This is a genomic window from Psychrobacter sp. PG1 (assembly GCF_014897815.1).
Classification (GTDB): Bacteria; Pseudomonadota; Gammaproteobacteria; order Pseudomonadales; family Moraxellaceae; genus Psychrobacter.
The window spans coordinates 109,687-127,461 of sequence record NZ_JABUZG010000058.1; the positions used below are offsets into that span (position 1 = coordinate 109,687).

Sequence of the window (17,775 nt, forward strand, 5' to 3'; positions counted from 1 at the left end):
TTAATATTTCTCTCCCATATTGTAACCGATAGACTCAGTAAAAAAAGGGGTTAAGCGTAATTGCTGACCAACCATTAAAAAAATTGTCATTTTTATTGCTTAAAAACAATCTCATTCATAACCACAGTCATAAAATTAAACGCAAAAAAAAGACCGATCCGAAGATCAGTCTTTTTTATACATGTAGGTTTTTATGCATTAACGATTATTTGTTTTCGTTATAGTTCTTAGCCGCTTTTACAAAGCTGTTGAACAGTGGATGACCACCACGTGGCGAGCTGGTAAATTCAGGATGGAACTGTACGGCGACAAACCAAGGATGATCAGCAATCTCGACCGATTCTACTAAATGCTGCTTGGCAGAATAACCAGATATGGTCATGCCTGCTTGCTCTAATGGCTCGATATAGCGATTATTCATCTCATAACGATGGCGATGACGCTCAGTGATATTTTTGGCGCCATAGATTTGGCTAAGCTTGCTACCAGCAACCAGTTCGGCTTGCTGCGCGCCTAGACGCATAGTGCCGCCAAGGTCAGAGTCATCGCTACGAATCTGTAATTCGCCGCGCTCATCTAACCACTCAGTGATGAGACCAATGATAGGCTCTGCCGTTTTGCGATCAAACTCAGAAGAATTGGCATCGATTTTGAGTACATTACGCGCGTATTCAATCACTGCTAACTGCATACCAAGGCAAATACCTAAATATGGCACGTTGTTTTCACGAGCATAAGTGATGGCTTTTATCTTACCATTGGTACCACGCTCACCAAAACCACCCGGTACTAGGATGGCATCAGCATTGTGTAGCTGTGCCAATAAACTGTCATCATCTTCTAGACGCTCAGCATCAACATAGTCAATTTTGACATCGGCTTTATGAGTGATACCAGCATGCAGCAGTGCTTCGTTGATCGATTTATAAGCATCAGGTAACTCGACGTATTTACCAACCATCGCTACCGTCAGGCTCATTTCAGGATTAAGCTGCGCTTCAACTACTTTATCCCAATCACTCAAATCTGCTTCTGGTACATCTAAACCAAAACGCTCACAGATCAAATCATCAAGATCCTGCTCATGAAGCGTGCGTGGTATTTGATAAATACTTTGCGCATCTTCACACATAATAACCGCACGCTCTTCCACATTGGTGAACAACGCTATTTTGCGACGGTTGTCTTGCGAGATGTGGTGATCGGAGCGGCAAATCAATATGTCAGGCTGCAAGCCGATAGAACGTAGCTCTTTTACTGAATGCTGCGTTGGTTTGGTTTTGGTCTCGCCTGCACTAGCAATGTAAGGAACTAGCGTTAAATGCATCAACATGGCTCTATTACGACCAAGCTCCACTTGCATTTGGCGGACGGCTTCCATAAATGGTAACGATTCGATGTCACCAACGGTACCGCCAATCTCAATAATAGCGATATCATAACCTTCACCACTGGCTAAGATTTTACTCTTAATTTCATCAGTGATATGTGGAATAACTTGTACTGTACCACCAAGATATTCACCACGGCGCTCTTTATTTAGCACGTTTTGATAGATACGACCACTAGTAAAGTTATTGCTCTTACTCATTTTTGAATGGCGTAAGAAGCGCTCATAGTAACCCAAATCTAAATCAGTCTCTGCACCATCTTCGGTGACGAATACTTCGCCATGCTGGAATGGGCTCATCGTACCTGGATCGACGTTGATGTACGGATCCATCTTGGTCATCGTGACGGTCACGCCACGGGCTTCTAAGACCGCTGCAAGAGAGGCTGCGGTGATACCTTTTCCTAGTGAGGACACTACCCCACCGGTCACAAATATAAACTTGGTCATAGTACTCTGTCGGTAATTGGTAAAGAAGGATTTTACTAAAAATACGTCAAAAAATATAGGGCAAAAGCATAAACTCTTTGAAACATTCAGTTTTTAACGCTTAATCATCTTAAGTGCGTAATCATCGTAAATACGTAGCTATTATAACCCACTGCAGCTTCAAAAAGGTCACAACAAAAAAACTCACCCCGAAGGATGAGTTTTTTATAATCAGATTCTAATGTTTAGATTAGAATTTGTATTCTACACCACCACCGATACCGAAGCCATCAAACTCTGCTTTCGTTCTAGTAGTTGCAACTGTTACTTCTTCTTCTGTGCTTAAATAAGCACCATATAGGTGACCAGTCGTTGCAGCGTTAAATGCATACTTACCACCTACAACCGCACGGAAAGCTTCAGCATCGGCAGCACCGCCAACATTGTTCACAAAGTCGCCCTGAGCGTAAGCAGTCCAAGGAGTAGCGGTTTTCATTTCGCCACTGATAGTGAATGCATTTTCGTTGTCATCACTGTCAAAATCAGTGTTTTGATATAGAGCACCTAATGTAACCACTGGGCTGATAGCATAGTTACCACTAACACGAGCAACTTTAAAGTCGCCAGCTTGGATATACGTAGCGCCAACATTCATTGGACCTGTTTCATATTTACCACCAAGACCAAATGCATCACGACCTAGTGTATCAGTACCATTGTCTTCGTCCATTGCGTACATTGCCATGAACTGCATGCCGTTGATACTAGGGGTAAAGTAGTTGAAAGTATTGTTGGTACGTGGTGCATCAAAGCTAGCAAGTACGTTATCGCCACCTAGTACGCCACCTTGGGTAACGTTAGCAAAGTTTACATAGTCATCGATAGCTGATAAACGACCAGCAAGTAATGTACCGTACTGAGCATTTTTCAAACCAAGATAAGTGTCACGAGAATAGAACTGATCCGATTTCTCCATACGTCCGCCACCGGCTGCATCTACAAAACGATCGCCAGCATCAATATCGATACCGTATTCAAGTTGATAAAGAAGATCTGTGTTTGCAGTTAATGCTTCAGAACCTTTTAGACCAATACGTGAAGCATTTGAGTTTAACTGGCTACGGCCATCAGCATCTTCAGAGCTCTTAACAACCTCATTAACACTTCCATCAACGTTATAAGTCGTGACTGTTGTATCAACGTCACCAGTGTTTAAATCTAAAGTTAAAAAACCTTTACCATAGACAGTCGGTGCTGCATTGGCTGCAGATACAGATAAGGCAGCAACTGCTGTAGCTAAAAGTAGTTTTTTCATGGGGTATCTCCACTTTACAATTTTAGTAATAAGCTAGCTATGATTAGCTGGTGCTCATAATGGTATCGTCACAAATCCTCAAAGATATAATGTGTAACTGGCTACCGAGATTAGTCAGAAACAAGTGTGGCGAAGTTCTATTACAGTAAGATGAAAAAAACAATGACTTACATAACTGGGATTAAAAAGTAACTGCCATGTAATCTTAGGTCTTTATCGCTCCGTTGCGTAACATCCGTTACCAAACTCATACTTCGAATACAAGCATAACAACTTTGACATAATTTGCAACATTTTTTTTCGCTTTTTAAACCCAGTATTTGTTGAATGCTATATCCACTATAGAATATAGGTCATTGTAAAAAAAATCCCTATCTGCTCAAATAGATAAAGATACTATTGATTAATATAATTACCAAGAACTTGAAACTAGCGTAATGAATACCATTTGATTAACAAAAATAAAGCCCTACTTGTTCATTAACAAATAGGGCTAATAAAAAATAATAAATGTGATTTATGACATATTGATAGTCACAATTGAGATCGGAAAATTGCTACAAGAACAGTAAAAAAGGTGTTTTCACTGCTCTTGTTTCCAGACTATAACCTTAGTCAATGGCTATTACAGACTCCTTATTAAATATAGAAACCAAGAAGAAGCTTAGTCAATCATATAAGTCTCATAATGTAATATCAAGCATGCCATATTTTAATGTTAACCTACGCAATATTAGCAGCCTGCTTTTAGATCAAGACGTGCCTGATGCAATAATGGCTCAGTATAACCACTCGGCTGCTCACGACCTTTAAACACTAAGTCACAGGCCGCTTTAAAGGCATAAGAGTGGTCAAAGCTATCTGCCATCGTCTGATAGTCGCTATCGCCTGCATTTTGCTCATCCACCACTTTTGCCATACGCTTCATCGTATCCATCACTTGCTGCTCGCTCACGACATCGTGATGCAACCAGTTGGCAATATGTTGACTTGAAATACGTAAAGTCGCACGGTCTTCCATCAGACCCACATCATTGATATCCGGTACTTTAGAACAACCAACGCCTTGATTTACCCAACGCACAACATATCCTAAGATGCCCTGAGCATTATTGTCTAGCTCTTGCTGTTTATCTTCATCAGTCCAATTGGTATTTTTTGCTAAAGGAATGGTCAAAATGTCGTCTAAGCTGGCACGCTCACGTGATTTTAGGCTGTCTTGAACATCAGAAACACTCACTTGATGATAGTGCATGCTGTGCAAGGTTGCCCCTGTTGGTGATGGTACCCATGCGGTACTGGCTCCAGACTTAGGATGTGCAGCTTTGGTGTCCATCATCTCTTTCATCTCGTCAGGCTTCGCCCACATGCCTTTACCAATCTGAGCAACACCCTGTAAACCAGTCTCTAAACCGATATCAACGTTCCACTGCTCATAAGCTGGCTGCCATGCTTGTGACTTCATCTCACCCTTAGGTACAAATGGGCCTGCATTCATGCTGGTATGCATCTCATCACCAGTACGATCTAAGAAACCTGTGTTAATGAAAATGACACGCTCTTTCGCTTGGCGAATGGCTTCTTTCAAGTTGACCGTCATACGGCGCTCTTCATCCATGATACCGATTTTGATGGTATTACGCTCTAAGCCTAATAAGTCTTCTACAGCATTGAATAAATCGTTGGCCATTTTGACTTCTTCAGGGCCATGCATTTTTGGTTTAACGATATACATTGAACCTTTACGTGAATTCGATAGCGCATTTTTACCTTTAAGGTCATTGAGCGTTAATAGTGGTGTAATTAGACCATCCATTAAGCCTTCAAATATTTGTTCTTGACCATCACCCAAGTCGACCAATATTGCAGGGTTTTGCATGAGGTGACCGACGTTACGAATCAGCAATAATGAACGACCTGGCAAGATAAGCTTGCCACCATCTGGGGTGGTGTATTCACGATCTGGGTTTTGCTGACGTGTGCGGGTTTTGCCACCTTTTTCAAAGGTTTCTAGCAAATCACCATTCATGAGACCAAGCCAATTGCGATACACTTCCACTTTTTCTTCTGCATCGACGGCAGCGATTGAGTCTTCACAATCTTGAATTGCCGTAATAGCTGACTCTAGTAGCACATCTTTGATATGTGCAGGGTCGTCTTTACCGACTGGATGATTGGCATCTATTTGAATCTCTGCATGCAAACCGTTGTTTTTTAATAAAATACCCGTTGGGCTTTCTGCATCACCGACGAAACCAACGAATTTTTCGGCATCTTTTAGCTCAGTACTGCTATCACCTTGGACAATTTCAAGCTTACCATCGACCACTTTAAAGCCGGTCGCGTCGTTATATGAACCTGACGCCAATGCAAAGTTTTCATCTAGGAATTGTTTGGCATAAGCAACGACAGCAGCGCCACGAGTTGGATTGTAACCACCTTTTGCTTCTTGACCATTTTCGTCACTGATAACGTCAGTACCATATAAAGCATCATACAAGCTGCCCCAACGAGCGTTGGTTGCGTTCAATGCGTAGCGCGCATTACGTACTGGTACGACTAGCTGCGGCCCTGCAATATGAGCAATCTCATCATCGACATTTTCTGTGCTAACTTTAAAATCATCGCCTTCTGGCAACAGATAGCCAATCTCTTGTAAGAATGCTTTGTAAGCAGGATAATCAATGTTGCCGTCTTTGGCAGGATGTTGCAGATGCCACTGGTCAATCTGGGCTTGAATCTTGTCACGAGTTGCAAGCAATGCTTTATTGCGCGGCGTAAACTCCTTAATGACTTTTTCAAAACCTGACCAATAACTATCTGAATCAACACCGACTTTCGGCAGCACTTCGTTTTCAATAAAGTCATACAATTGCTGGTCGATGGCAAGAATGCCTCTTTGAATACGATTGGCGTTAGAAGACTGGCTCATGTTGTTATCCTTATCTGTTCGTGAGGGGTGTGAATACGAAGTTGCTACCGCAATGATTACACATTGTCGGTCTTAGACATCTATTCCAAATTTAGATGAAATACTAAGCAAACCTACTGATATATCATACAAGCTGGTGGTGATTAGCGAATTAACTATTTATGCTATGCTATTAACCTATATTCTTGCCGCATTAGCCATTAGCATGGTCAAAGCATTTATAACGGATGATGGTATCAACCTTGCTTAACGTGCTCAGTGTATGATTTGAGCTCGGTTGCCTTGTGCCCACTGTAAACGGCTTCAACTGCATAACATTGGCAAGCATCATCACTGCGACAACACAATATAGCGACACATCAATAGTAAGGCAAAATAGCGCTTAAGCAAAATATCATCCTACTATCAAATAAAGAAATAAACAAGAAAACATCATTCATTAAATAAATACCGGGGTTGTATTATAATGATAACCTATGTGACACAGGCGCTAAGAGGCTTTATTAGTACTCATTGATTAGTACCTGATATCGCATAGACAAACTGTCAGTAATCATTACCTCACGGATTTATGCTTAACTGTTATCTATTTAATATTAGAAAAAGACCTTTTAAACGTTCGATTATGGCAAAAACTATGAATAAAGAAGATATAAGAACCAAGAACAGTAACGACAAAGTTATGAAAGACAGCAATATAGAAGAACCTAGTATAGTAAAAGACGAGATAGATGAGGACGATGTCGATATCGCAAAGCTACGCACCCCGATTAAGGTTGACCTATCTGCTGTTTATAATTTTTTGGATGCGCGCACAACACAAGCTTGGGTTGATGCGGCGATTGCGAATGTGCCGCTGATCATTCAAGATCATGCCAATTGCGAAAAAAAGGCCGCTGGCACTGCCATGAATCTCATATTCCGCTATGAGTTTTCTTATGATTTGCAGCGTAAATTGGCGCAATTGATACGTGAAGAAATGCTGCATTATGAGCAGGTCTTAGGTATTATGAATGACCGTGGTCAGGCGTGGAAATATCTGAGTGCTGGACGTTATGCTAAAGGCATGTTAAAACACAAACGTACTTATGAGCCAGCAGCGATGGTTGATGTGTTGATAATTGGCGCATTTATCGAAGCACGCTCTTGTGAACGTTTTGCCGCCCTTGCTGAGGTCATCGACGACGAACGCTTGGCAAAGTATTATCGCTACTTACTTAAGTCAGAGAGTCGTCACTTTGAGGATTATTTAGCCTTGGCTCAATCACTGTATGAGGACAGTATTGATGAGCGCGTCGCATTTTTTAAAGAAGTAGAAGCAGAACTGATTTCTAGCCCAGATCATGAGCTACGCTTTCATAGCGGCACACCTGCTTAAATACATAATATTAGGTATCATTTTCGATTAGATACTCTCTTACACAGTAAAAATTATACAGACAATAAGTGAAGTAACGAACCAAGCTTCATCCTCTGGTCTGCTACTTCACTTATTAGCCTTTTATTTGAACTTCGTTATAGCAAAATTAATGGTTATTTATCATCTTTCATTAATGAGCTGTCGTACTGTTTACTATCCTTCGCAACATGATGAGGATCGTGATCATCGGTTGCCCTTTCTGCCGCTGCTGGATTGACTTTTTGTAGCGCATCATCAGGTACGATACCATGGTTATCGTTCGCATCTCTTAACTCATGGACTTGGTTGACAGCCTTGTCATCTGGCGTATTCATCATTACTCCTTATTATTATCATCATAATCATTCTATAAAGATAAAAAATTTGTATTCATTCGATTTTTTATAAAAAGCTATTAATCCTTTTCGTCAGGATTTAACACTCGTGTTTGGGCATTGTCGATATTTGCATAACGATTCATGTTGTTAATACCTTCGCTTTTGGATGTCTCGCTAACCATCGTATGCTCATTCACGCCATCATCAAAGGCGTTACCTTCTTGGTCTCGACGATCAGGCTGACGTGCGGGGTTGTCATTATCATTGACATGCTCTGAATTGACGACGCCTTCTTTGAAAGTATCCGTTCCTTTATTTTCAGTGATGTTCTTTTCAATGCCACTATCAGTATCACTATGCTCCTTGTCATTAGAAGTAGGACTACTAGAGAAGCTATTAGCAGAATCATGACTATCGATTAAGTCATCATTTTCACTGATGCGTGTCTTGATGAGTGCTGGATCATTGGTTTGCATGGCTATATCCTTATTATTGTTATTCGTGTTTTGGCAATTGCTTAATGTGCTTAGAGTTTTCATGGCGGTTTAGCAAATGGTGAGCCTGATTTAATGCCCAACTCAACCTAGCCTGTAAGCCGTACTATTCATTGCCTTCTTGGCTTAAATCATAAGCATTCAAATCTGCGACGTTCTTGCCACCAGCGGGTAAATTCTCTTCTTTACGAGGGTCAACATATATCTCGTCGGTTTCTTGCGACTCTTGTTGTGGACCATCGATATTAGGTTCGTGCTTACGACCTTCATAACTGTCTGGTGCATTGTCTGGGTGTAAAGCGGCTGGATCACGAACTGGTACCGCTTCTTCGTGATTTGGATGAGTATTATTTGGCATTGCAGTTCCCTCGCATCAATATGTCATTAATATATAAAATAAGTTAATCCAAATATTTATGTCACAGCTTATTTATCATTTATCCGTACGCAAATCATCTTCAATAAAAGAGGTTTGCTCATCTTTACTTAATGCTTCAGGCGCATCGACCGCTTTATTGTCTTCAAGATTTCGCGCAATTTGCTGACTGTCTGCTTGCTCAGCAGCTTTTTTGATATCTGATGTGTCGTTATCGGTATTGCTCATAAGGTATTTCCTATTTTTATAATTCGTTGATTTAGTCAGTCCCTACTCTTTTTCGTAATACGATCAATGATAGTAATACGAGCAATTTTGCATGAATTACTAGAGTGCTAATGGTTTATTAAACCATCAAATCCGTTTAATAATAGCGTGAGGGCTGACCTTGATTATAAGGATGAGATAACGGCCTGCACCAGTGTGCTGCCGTATCAATATGTGAATAAATGTGAGGTTACAAGACAGTTTGTAACTTAGACAAATCGGTTACCAAAAAAAACCAAGCATAGAGAATACTCTACACTTGGTTTTTTGCTTGGTATTTATTGATCGTAAAGACGTCTTTACCGCTTTGAAGATGTCGTTGAAATATTAAGCTAGCTTGATGCATCAACGCCATTAATCACTTTTAATAAATACCCTTGAGCAGTATGCGGCGTTTCATCTGCGGCTGGTTGCAGCTGCTGCCAAACACCATCACCGCTAAGTATCCACGCTTGGGTATTGTCTTTCAGATAGTTAAGTAAACCGTCTTGATATACTTGTTTAAACAGTTTTTTGTCTTCGATTGGAAACGCCACTTCGACGCGATGGAATAAATTACGATCCATCCAGTCTGCACTACCACAATATAAGCGCTCGTCGCCATTATTATAGAAATAATAAACACGCGTATGCTCTAAAAAACGCCCGATAACAGAGCGTACGGTAATGTTTTCTGATAGACCTTTTACTTGCGGACGCAAACAACACATGGAGCGTAAGATGAGCTCGATTTTGACGCCTGCTTGCGAGGCATCGTATAACTTGCTAATCAATCGACGTTCGGTTAAAGCATTAACCTTAACGATAATATGAGCGCGCTTGCCGGCTTTTGCATGAGCAATTTCATCATCGATAAAACTTATCAACTTATCATGCAAGGTAAAAGGCGCATGCAGCAGCTTTTTGAGATTGGCAGGCTTACCCATTCCCGTCAGCTCTTGAAATATATTATGTACATCCTCTGAGATATCAGGATCTGCGCTAAATAAACCATAATCGGTATAAACTTTGGCATTGGCGGCATGATAGTTACCCGTCCCTAAGTGCACATAGCGGCGGATTCGATCATCCTCACGGCGCACAATAAGCATCAGCTTGGCGTGGGTTTTATAGCCGACAATCCCGTACACGACGACCGCACCCGCTTCTTGCAAATAATTGGCGACGGCGATATTAGAGGCTTCATCGAAACGCGCACGCAGCTCGATGACGGCAGTGACTTCTTTGCCATTACGAGCAGCAGCAGCCAATGCTTTAACAATTTCTGAATTGGTGCCTGAGCGGTACAATGTCTGCTTAATCGCTAACACTTTTGGATCGCTCGCCGCTTGCCAAAGCAGATTGATAATCGGTGAAAATGCATGAAAAGGATGATGCACTAGCACATCGCTTTTACGCATGGCGGCAAACATACTGGTTGCTTTGTCCAGCTTATCCATCTCACGGCGGAACTCTTTTGGCACTACATGGGTAAAGGGCTGATAGCGCAGCGCTGGAATATTGAAATCAAACAATAAGCGCGTTAAGTTGACAGGACCATTGACGCGGTACAGCTGATTGTCATGCAGCTCAAACTCATTGAGCAAATAATCACTGATAGGCGTTGGACAATCGGTGGTGACTTCTAGCCGCACTTTATCACCGAAGCGGCGGTTTTCTAGCTCGCCCTCCAGAGCCTTAGCAATATCTTCAACATCATCAGCCAAATCTAAATCGGCATTGCGCGTCAGTCTAAACTGATGGCAGCCCGTCACACTCATACCAGGGAACAGCTCACCGATATGCTCATGAATAATAGCTGAGAGCATGACGTGATGTTCTTTGCCACCTGTCAGCTCATCAGGCAGGCGAATCACGCGTGGCAAACTGCGCGGTGCGGGCACAATCGCTAGATTGATATCACGACCAAAGGCATCTTTACCTTCTAAAGTGGCGATAAAGTTTAAGCTCTTATTGACCAAACGCGGAAACGGATGCGCCGGATCGATGCTAATCGGTGTCAACACTGGCGATACTTGCTCAGTGAAGTAGCGCTTCATCCATGCCGACTGCTCAGCATTTAGCTCGTCGCGTTTTAGATAACGAATATCCTCAAGCGCCAGTGCTGGTAAGATATCTTCATTGAGAATACGATATTGCTCAGCGATGGCATCGTGCATTACGGTAGATATCTCATTCAGCACTTCACTGGGACGCATGCCATGAACACTGGTCGAGACATCACCCATATTGAGCTTTTGCATAATACCTGCGACACGAATCTCAAAAAACTCATCGATATTCGATGAGAAAATAATCAAGAAAAACAAGCGCTCAAGTAGCGGATGACGAGGACTTGCTGCCTGCGCTAAGACACGTAAATGAAACTGTAATAAAGACAAGTCGCGATTGATATAACTGCTGGGTGAATAGCTGCCGTCTTCTGAACGCTGCCATGCAACCTCAGTTAAATTGTCATTGCGACTCTCTGTATGGCTTTTATTATCAACTGCTATCACTGTATTATTGCTATCAGTGTCCTGCTTATTATTCACATCCATCACGTCACTACTCCTTTGCGTTATCGATATGCCATCATCTTCAATACCAATTGTCTTTTATAATCGCTTTTCCACTAAGAAATTTATCAGGGTTCTTTCTTCATTCATTACTACTTGAAACTGCCATTCAAAACTATCGCTTAAAACTATCACTTAAAACTATCATTCAAAAACACGGCGCTATTTGTTAAATAGTATTAGGTACAATCCATTAAGCTGATTGTGGTAACACCGCATTGCTCATGCGCTTTTTGATAATACGTTGTTTATTGCGTAAACGTCTATCACCCTGATTGTCTTCGTAGTATTTTGGATTGGTCAACATAGCAATAAGTAAGGCTGATTCATCACGGTTCAGCTTGGCAGCAGACTTATCAAAGTAGTGCTGAGCTGCTGCTTCGATACCATAAATACCATTGCCAAACTCTGCCACATTGAGATAAGCGGTCAAGATACGCTGCTTATCCCATAATGTTTCAATCATGACAGTGATAATCGCTTCCTCAATTTTACGAACATACGAGCGATGCGAGGTCAAAAATAAGTTTTTTGCTAGCTGCTGGGTAATCGTCGAGCCACCAGCGGACATCTTACCCGTCTCTTCATTTTTCTTACGTGCCGCCTCAATGCCTTTGAAATCAAAACCATTGTGCTGACTAAATGTCGAATCCTCACTCACTATCGCGGCTTGTTTGGCAGATTTTGCGATGGCATCGTATTCAGCCCAAGTCTGGGTGACAGTACCGCCCGTCAAACGATGAGTCAGCATAAACATGCTGTTATTAATCGGCTGCGTTTTCCAAATTAATAGTAGCCCAGCGACTAATACATGGAATGCGACGACCAATAGCATGATTGCCATCAATAATCGTTTGAAAAATTTGCCAAAACTTGCCATGCGCGATATCCAAGTGATTGAAAAGGTAATAAGATAAGATAAGCTGAAGAGCCAGTAATTAAAAACAGCAGGTCATCTTACCTAATCTCACAATCGCTGTCATTATTTACCCCACTTCTTTATCATGCCATAGAGTCTGCGTAAAAAAGATCAGGCAGTATTTATGCTGGCAATCGAAGTCCTAAAAACCGAAACTTTGTGACAAGTATTAAGAAAAGAGAATAAATATGTACGATGATGATAATGTAAAAGCCTTACGGGAACGTATGGTTGCTGCAAACCCCGATCTTGGTCAGGCTGAAAATAATGATAAATGGTGGCTACTTGGAACGTCTGGCTGTCATTTGTGCGACATCGCGAAGCAAGTGCTGATTCAATTTCAAGCCGTACAGCCGATTGCCTATCAACAGGTCGATATCGCTCATTTCGAGGAACCATTGATGATGGAATTTGCCACCACTATTCCGGTGATTTTGACACCATCAACACGATTAAACTACCCATTTTCAGTCATGGATTTACAGCAACTTTTCATACAATCATAGCAAGCCAACAATAAAAAACGATGTAGTGAGAACATAATGAAAAATTTGCGCAAAATTACTGAAATTGAAGACCTGCGCCGCGTTGCCGAACGTAAAGTACCGCGTATGTTTTATGATTATGTCGATTCAGGCTCATGGACTGAGACGACTTATCGTAGCAATGAAACCGACTTTGACCGTATCAAGTTACGCCAGCGGGTATTGGTAGATATGGACAATCGCAGTCTAGCAACCCACATGATTGGCGAAGAGGTAAAAATGCCCGTCGCCATCGCGCCCACTGGCTTTACCGGTATGATGTGGGCGGATGGTGAGATTCATGCCGCGCGGGCAGCAGAAAAATTCGGCATACCGTTTTCGCTATCGACCATGAGTATCTGCTCTATCGAAGATATTGCCACTCATACCAGCAAGCCCTTTTGGTTTCAGCTATATGTGATGCGCGATCATGACTATGTGGCCAATCTCATTCAACGGGCAAAAGATGCCAATTGTTCGGCGTTGATTCTTACCGCGGATTTACAAGTGCTGGGACAGCGCCATAAGGACATCAAAAACGGCTTGTCTGCACCGCCTAGACCCACACTTGCCAATATCGTCAACTTGATGACCAAGCCGCAGTGGTGTATGAATATGCTGGGCACCAAACGTCATAGCTTTGGCAATATCGTCGGTCATGCAAAAGGAGTGGACGACTTATCTTCTCTCACCGCTTGGACGGAAGAGCAATTTGATCCGCGCTTGAGCTGGGATGACGTGGCACGCATCAAAGATATGTGGGGCGGCAAATTAGTTATTAAAGGTATCATGGAACCTGAAGATGCCATTATGGCTGCTCGTAGCGGTGCCGATGCACTGGTCGTCTCAAACCACGGTGGTCGTCAATTAGATGGTGCTCTTTCTTCCATTTCTGCCCTATCCGATATCGTACAAGCGGTGCAGGCTGAAAATAGTAATATCGAGGTGTGGTTAGACAGCGGCATTCGCTCCGGTCAGGATGTACTAAAAGCGCGCGCATTGGGCGCAAAAGGCACGATGATTGGTCGCGCTTTTCTTTATGGTCTGGGCGCTTATGGCGAAGATGGCGTGCGCCGTGCACTGGAAATCATCCATAAAGAATGCGATCTATCGATGGCGTTCTGTGGTCACACTGATATTAATAAGGTCACCAATGATATATTAGTAAAAGGCACTTATGAGAACCTCAAAGTTGCTAATCGTTAAATTTGTCATTAAAACGGTCGTTAAAACGATCCACCATTAAGGGCACTAATCGTTTAAGAGTACTAATCGTTTAAGAGTACTAATCGTTTAAGAGTACTACTCATCAAATCATAATGTCATGCAGATGTCTGACATTATTTGACCATACCCTTTATACTCTATTTATAACATTCTAATGATATCTCACCTTTATGACCATTCAACAATTATTAAAAACAGCCCCTGTCACCACGCTGTTACTAGCCAGCTTTATTGGGTTATTCATCATGCAGGTACTGACAGGCGTCGATGCCAATAACCCATCGACTGAGGCGCTCTTAAAATGGGGTGCCAATGCATTGCCATTTACCATGGGTGATGAGCCGTGGCGCTTGGTCAGCAGTGCCTTTTTACACATCGGCTTGATGCATTTATTGTTTAATGGATTTGCCATGTATTTCTTTGGGCAGATTGCCGAGCCGATGTTTGGCTCAGCCAAGTTTTTGGCATTATTTTTACTGGCGGCGATCGGGGGCAACTTACTGAATAACTATGTCACGTGGCACAGTATTGTAGAAGGAACTGGTCAGCCGGGTCTATCGGCTGGGGCGTCAGGTGGCATCATGGGTATCGGCGCGGCATTATTGATAGCCGCGCTGTTTAAAATATCGGTCAATGGCATGGTGCTCAATCTTAAGAGCTTGATATTTATCATGGGCATTAACCTTGTTTATGGTTTTGCCGTACCGGGTATTGATAATGCGGGGCATATTGGCGGCGCGGTGACTGGCTTAGTGATTGCACTGGCATTCGCAATCGCCTACCGGCAGCGTATGACAATAGCGTTACAGAATATGCCTAACCCAGCTGCTTATGAAGACCGTTATCGAACGACTTATATCAATTTTCCAGCAAGCAGCAATACTGACTCTTCTGCTAATAATGAGCACTTTAATAATGTTGATTTTGACAATAACAGCAGTTTCCACCCCGACTCTGCTGTAAACTCACACTTAAATACTCATGCTAATCGCAGCCACCTTAGTGAACAAGAAACAGCGACCAAATCTATCCTTATTTGGCAATTACTACCATGGCTAATGATGCTACTGATTAGCATTGGCTTTATTTGGTGGTGGCAAGATATTCATGATCAAATATTACAAGTATTAAAAACCATTGAGTAAACCTTCATAGTTATTTATCATTGCTAAATAGTTCATGATAACAGCTTACTGGTTAGGTTTTTCTTACTCGCTTCTTGCTACAGTCAGAGCACTTTTAAACCGCTACGGTGTTACCCGCCCTAGATGTACTCAGTGTACTATCTGCGGTCGGTCGCCTTGTAGCGATTCTAAAATTCCTTGACTATACACGATTGCCCCCAATTATATCATTCATTCACGAGACTCTATTATGTTTAAACCTGTAGCGCTACCTCATATTTCTACGCGCGTCATGCTTAGCGCATTAACGGCTACCGCGTTATTTAGTGTCGCCAGTATGTCCAATGCTGCACTTTTTAAGAACAATTTACCTACTGACCAAGACGCTGTATTAAGCGTGGGCGTCAACGTCATAGCCGTCAACTCTGCCTACGATATGGAAGACAGCCTCGATGTACGTGTGTTACCAGGCGCGTTTTATGACAACAATAGATTCTATGTGCGCGGCGCTCAAGCGGGTGCTTATATCATTAATGATGGCAAAAATCAGCTATCGGCTTATGCTCAGCTCGCTGGCAACGATTTCGATCCTGATGATGCTAGAGGCGCATTACAAGGTCTTGATGAGCGTGAAGCGTCAGTCGCTGCTGGTCTGACTTATTTGCGCCGCACGCCCGTCGGTGGTTTCCGTGCTCAAATCGCGACTGATGTTTTAGACCGTAGCGGTGGTAACACAGCTCGTTTGACCTATCTCGCTAGAATTACGAAAGACAAGCTAACAGTCTATCCAAGCATTGGCTTCGAATACAACGATGCTGACTATAATGAATACTATTATGGCGTCAGCGAAAAAGAGTCAGCGGAAACAGGCGTCGCCGCTTATAAGTCCAATTCGAGCTTGAACCCTTACGTTAACATTAGTGCCAACTATGATTTCAATGAACGTTGGGCATTGTTTGCTAATCAAAGCTTAAGCTATCTGCCAAATGAGCAATACGATAGCCCAAAGGTTGACTCGCGTACTGAGTCAACCTCGACGCTTGGTTTGCTTTATAAGTTCTAGTTGAGATTAGATGTTTGATATAAAAAAGACTTTGCCGCGTGATGTGGCAAGGTCTTTTTATTTCAGAGCATTAAATGTAGGGTGCGCCTAGCGCACCTATAAAATACATAGTTCTTAGAATAGATGTGGGGAACGCACCCTAAGATACTTTAAAGTTATTTTTTATAATTATTAAGGTCAGGAAAAGATATTGGTATATGCTTCTTTCCTTCTAAAACTTCTAGTAATCCACGACGCAAAGCTATTTGCTCCTCTTCAGTTGCACTATGAACCGTTGGTGCGTAAAAAGAGTTTTTGATATGAGTTTTGTCAAAATCATAGTTGAGGACTTTTGCCATCTTATGCAGGAGTTCAACTAATAAATCCACTCTCTTAATATTCCACTGTTCAGAGTTAATAGAACTATTGCTTAATAAATCAAGATACTCTTTCCAAGCAGAAATTACAGCTTTCTCTTTTTTATTATTATGGTCAAACTCTAAATCAATGCGATTAAGAGCCTCGACATGCGCCCATGAAACGTTGTAAGCTCTGGTTGCCATCAAGGTCTTAAATATATCCAACTTTCTTTCTCTTATTTCCTTTATTCTATCTAAGTATCTAGTCAACTGGACAGCTATTATTGGCCCAAATAAAACTGCAAATATCATAAGCCAATCAGCTATACCCATTTTTTTAATTCCTTTTCTAATAATATTCAAGATTATCAATGAAAACTCAATCAAGAGTATACTGCAAGTTCACAGCTGAAATTTCAAGATAGCCCAAATAAAATTTATAATCGTCTCTTGCCTCATTGTAGATGAATATAAGATATATTCTGTTTTTTACAGTAGACAGACACATTTTTTAACGCTTATTAGGTATTAGCTCCACCCTTAAATATGAAAAACCCTGCCACATTACGTGACAAGGTCTTTTTTTATCTATGTATCAACCTACTAGAAACTAGCCTTTAAGCTTTTTGATAGAAGCAACATTACAACCTTTATAAAGGATTTCACTCTTAGCGTTTTGTATATTAGCCGATGATTTATGATAGTTATTTAAACGCAATGCGCCAGTCATGATACTAAAGTTGTCTTCATCACCAAACACGGTACCAACATTGTCAGAACGACCTAAGTTAATCGGTAAAAATCTTTTTTTGCCGTTCAGATTGGCTTCTGCAAAGGTCGGTAAATACTCTTTATTAAAGCCATAAGTCACGCTTACTTTCTTGTTACTTTGGCAAGTATAGTTGACTTGTCTAATTTTAACAGCGGTGTCATAGCTTTCGCTTGGTTCCATTACTTGGTCCGAGTAAGCCATGGCAGAACCAGAACCTAATATTGCCATCAAAATACCAGCTGATGATAGAGCGGTCATTAACTTTTTCATAAATTACCTCAATGATATCCTAGATTCAAATAAGAAGTGC

At 41.7% G+C, this 17,775-nt stretch carries 16 protein-coding genes; 5 read left to right on the forward strand and 11 right to left on the reverse strand.

The annotated features are described in order from the left end of the window. Positions 1 to 205: 205 nt before the first annotated feature. The 3 genes from INT03_RS09465 to INT03_RS09475 all read right to left on the reverse strand — a co-directional run bounded on the left by INT03_RS09465 (position 206) and on the right by INT03_RS09475 (position 6,066). Positions 206 to 1,840, reverse strand: a complete 1,635-nt coding sequence (locus INT03_RS09465) for a CTP synthase (RefSeq protein WP_060491652.1) — start codon at positions 1,838 to 1,840, stop codon at positions 206 to 208. Between the two features lie 229 nt (positions 1,841 to 2,069). Further along, positions 2,070 to 3,134, reverse strand: coding sequence for a porin (locus INT03_RS09470; RefSeq protein WP_193008749.1), 1,065 nt, complete (start codon positions 3,132 to 3,134; stop codon positions 2,070 to 2,072). A gap of 733 nt (positions 3,135 to 3,867) precedes the next feature. Continuing rightward, positions 3,868 to 6,066, reverse strand: a complete 2,199-nt coding sequence (locus INT03_RS09475) for a malate synthase G (protein WP_193008750.1) — start codon at positions 6,064 to 6,066, stop codon at positions 3,868 to 3,870. 682 nt (positions 6,067 to 6,748) lie between these two features. On the opposite strand from INT03_RS09475, the gene INT03_RS09480 reads away from it, so the two are divergent. Beyond that, on the forward strand, positions 6,749 to 7,444 hold the full coding sequence (locus INT03_RS09480; protein ID WP_193008764.1) for a tRNA-(ms[2]io[6]A)-hydroxylase: 696 nt from the start codon (positions 6,749 to 6,751) through the stop codon (positions 7,442 to 7,444). A 155-nt stretch (positions 7,445 to 7,599) separates the two neighbouring features. On the opposite strand, the gene INT03_RS09485 is transcribed toward INT03_RS09480, so the two are convergent. From INT03_RS09485 to mtgA, 6 genes are all read right to left on the reverse strand, one after another. After that, positions 7,600 to 7,800, reverse strand: coding sequence for a hypothetical protein (locus INT03_RS09485; protein ID WP_193008751.1), 201 nt, complete (start codon positions 7,798 to 7,800; stop codon positions 7,600 to 7,602). An 80-nt stretch (positions 7,801 to 7,880) separates the two neighbouring features. Further along, complete coding sequence (locus INT03_RS09490) at positions 7,881 to 8,279, reverse strand: hypothetical protein (protein WP_193008752.1); 399 nt, start codon at positions 8,277 to 8,279, stop codon at positions 7,881 to 7,883. Between the two features lie 124 nt (positions 8,280 to 8,403). Continuing rightward, positions 8,404 to 8,655, reverse strand: coding sequence for a hypothetical protein (locus INT03_RS09495; RefSeq protein WP_193008753.1), 252 nt, complete (start codon positions 8,653 to 8,655; stop codon positions 8,404 to 8,406). A 75-nt stretch (positions 8,656 to 8,730) separates the two neighbouring features. Beyond that, complete coding sequence (locus tag INT03_RS09500; RefSeq protein ID WP_193008754.1) at positions 8,731 to 8,901, reverse strand: hypothetical protein; 171 nt, start codon at positions 8,899 to 8,901, stop codon at positions 8,731 to 8,733. A 371-nt stretch (positions 8,902 to 9,272) separates the two neighbouring features. Continuing rightward, the gene (ppk1, locus tag INT03_RS09505; protein WP_193008765.1) at positions 9,273 to 11,480 is read right to left on the reverse strand and encodes a polyphosphate kinase 1; all 2,208 of its coding nucleotides are present in this window, start codon (positions 11,478 to 11,480) and stop codon (positions 9,273 to 9,275) included. A gap of 211 nt (positions 11,481 to 11,691) precedes the next feature. Next, positions 11,692 to 12,378 (reverse strand): monofunctional biosynthetic peptidoglycan transglycosylase, encoded by a 687-nt coding sequence (gene mtgA, locus INT03_RS09510; RefSeq protein ID WP_045453173.1) that lies wholly within the window; start codon positions 12,376 to 12,378, stop codon positions 11,692 to 11,694. Between the two features lie 227 nt (positions 12,379 to 12,605). Between mtgA and INT03_RS09515 the strand changes: the two genes are divergently transcribed. The 4 genes from INT03_RS09515 to INT03_RS09530 all read left to right on the forward strand — a co-directional run bounded on the left by INT03_RS09515 (position 12,606) and on the right by INT03_RS09530 (position 16,355). Further along, positions 12,606 to 12,923, forward strand: coding sequence for a glutaredoxin family protein (locus INT03_RS09515; RefSeq protein WP_193008755.1), 318 nt, complete (start codon positions 12,606 to 12,608; stop codon positions 12,921 to 12,923). A gap of 36 nt (positions 12,924 to 12,959) precedes the next feature. Continuing rightward, the gene (locus INT03_RS09520; protein WP_296293354.1) at positions 12,960 to 14,147 is read left to right on the forward strand and encodes an alpha-hydroxy acid oxidase; all 1,188 of its coding nucleotides are present in this window, start codon (positions 12,960 to 12,962) and stop codon (positions 14,145 to 14,147) included. Between the two features lie 191 nt (positions 14,148 to 14,338). After that, positions 14,339 to 15,313: a rhomboid family intramembrane serine protease gene (locus INT03_RS09525; protein WP_193008756.1), complete on the forward strand. Its 975-nt coding sequence runs from the start codon at positions 14,339 to 14,341 to the stop codon at positions 15,311 to 15,313. Positions 15,314 to 15,542: 229 nt separating this feature from the next. Then, positions 15,543 to 16,355, forward strand: a complete 813-nt coding sequence (locus INT03_RS09530) for a MipA/OmpV family protein (protein ID WP_193008757.1) — start codon at positions 15,543 to 15,545, stop codon at positions 16,353 to 16,355. Positions 16,356 to 16,510: 155 nt separating this feature from the next. Here INT03_RS09530 and INT03_RS09535 read toward each other — a convergent pair whose 3' ends face one another. Next, entirely contained in the window at positions 16,511 to 17,026 is a 516-nt protein-coding gene (locus INT03_RS09535) for a DUF6680 family protein (protein WP_193008758.1), read from the reverse strand. 277 nt (positions 17,027 to 17,303) lie between these two features. Then, positions 17,304 to 17,666, reverse strand: a complete 363-nt coding sequence (locus tag INT03_RS09540; protein ID WP_226951677.1) for an adhesin — start codon at positions 17,664 to 17,666, stop codon at positions 17,304 to 17,306. Positions 17,667 to 17,775: the final 109 nt, after the last annotated feature.

What these genes read in the sequence shown, in the direction of transcription:
- INT03_RS09485 (WP_193008751.1), bottom strand. Translation starts at nt 7,800, where the DNA reads ATGAATACGCCAGATGACAAGGCTGTCAACCAAGTCCATGAGTTAAGA.
- INT03_RS09475 (WP_193008750.1), bottom strand. Translation starts at nt 6,066, where the DNA reads ATGAGCCAGTCTTCTAACGCCAATCGTATTCAAAGAGGCATTCTTGCC.
- mtgA (WP_045453173.1), bottom strand. Translation starts at nt 12,378, where the DNA reads ATGGCAAGTTTTGGCAAATTTTTCAAACGATTATTGATGGCAATCATG.
- INT03_RS09540 (WP_226951677.1), bottom strand. Translation starts at nt 17,666, where the DNA reads ATGGCTTACTCGGACCAAGTAATGGAACCAAGCGAAAGCTATGACACC.
- INT03_RS09495 (WP_193008753.1), bottom strand. Translation starts at nt 8,655, where the DNA reads ATGCCAAATAATACTCATCCAAATCACGAAGAAGCGGTACCAGTTCGT.
- INT03_RS09515 (WP_193008755.1), top strand. Translation starts at nt 12,606, where the DNA reads ATGTACGATGATGATAATGTAAAAGCCTTACGGGAACGTATGGTTGCT.
- ppk1 (WP_193008765.1), bottom strand. Translation starts at nt 11,480, where the DNA reads ATGGATGTGAATAATAAGCAGGACACTGATAGCAATAATACAGTGATA.
- INT03_RS09525 (WP_193008756.1), top strand. Translation starts at nt 14,339, where the DNA reads ATGACCATTCAACAATTATTAAAAACAGCCCCTGTCACCACGCTGTTA.
- INT03_RS09520 (WP_296293354.1), top strand. Translation starts at nt 12,960, where the DNA reads ATGAAAAATTTGCGCAAAATTACTGAAATTGAAGACCTGCGCCGCGTT.
- INT03_RS09465 (WP_060491652.1), bottom strand. Translation starts at nt 1,840, where the DNA reads ATGACCAAGTTTATATTTGTGACCGGTGGGGTAGTGTCCTCACTAGGA.
- INT03_RS09470 (WP_193008749.1), bottom strand. Translation starts at nt 3,134, where the DNA reads ATGAAAAAACTACTTTTAGCTACAGCAGTTGCTGCCTTATCTGTATCT.
- INT03_RS09530 (WP_193008757.1), top strand. Translation starts at nt 15,543, where the DNA reads ATGTTTAAACCTGTAGCGCTACCTCATATTTCTACGCGCGTCATGCTT.
- INT03_RS09500 (WP_193008754.1), bottom strand. Translation starts at nt 8,901, where the DNA reads ATGAGCAATACCGATAACGACACATCAGATATCAAAAAAGCTGCTGAG.
- INT03_RS09490 (WP_193008752.1), bottom strand. Translation starts at nt 8,279, where the DNA reads ATGCAAACCAATGATCCAGCACTCATCAAGACACGCATCAGTGAAAAT.
- INT03_RS09535 (WP_193008758.1), bottom strand. Translation starts at nt 17,026, where the DNA reads ATGGGTATAGCTGATTGGCTTATGATATTTGCAGTTTTATTTGGGCCA.
- INT03_RS09480 (WP_193008764.1), top strand. Translation starts at nt 6,749, where the DNA reads ATGAAAGACAGCAATATAGAAGAACCTAGTATAGTAAAAGACGAGATA.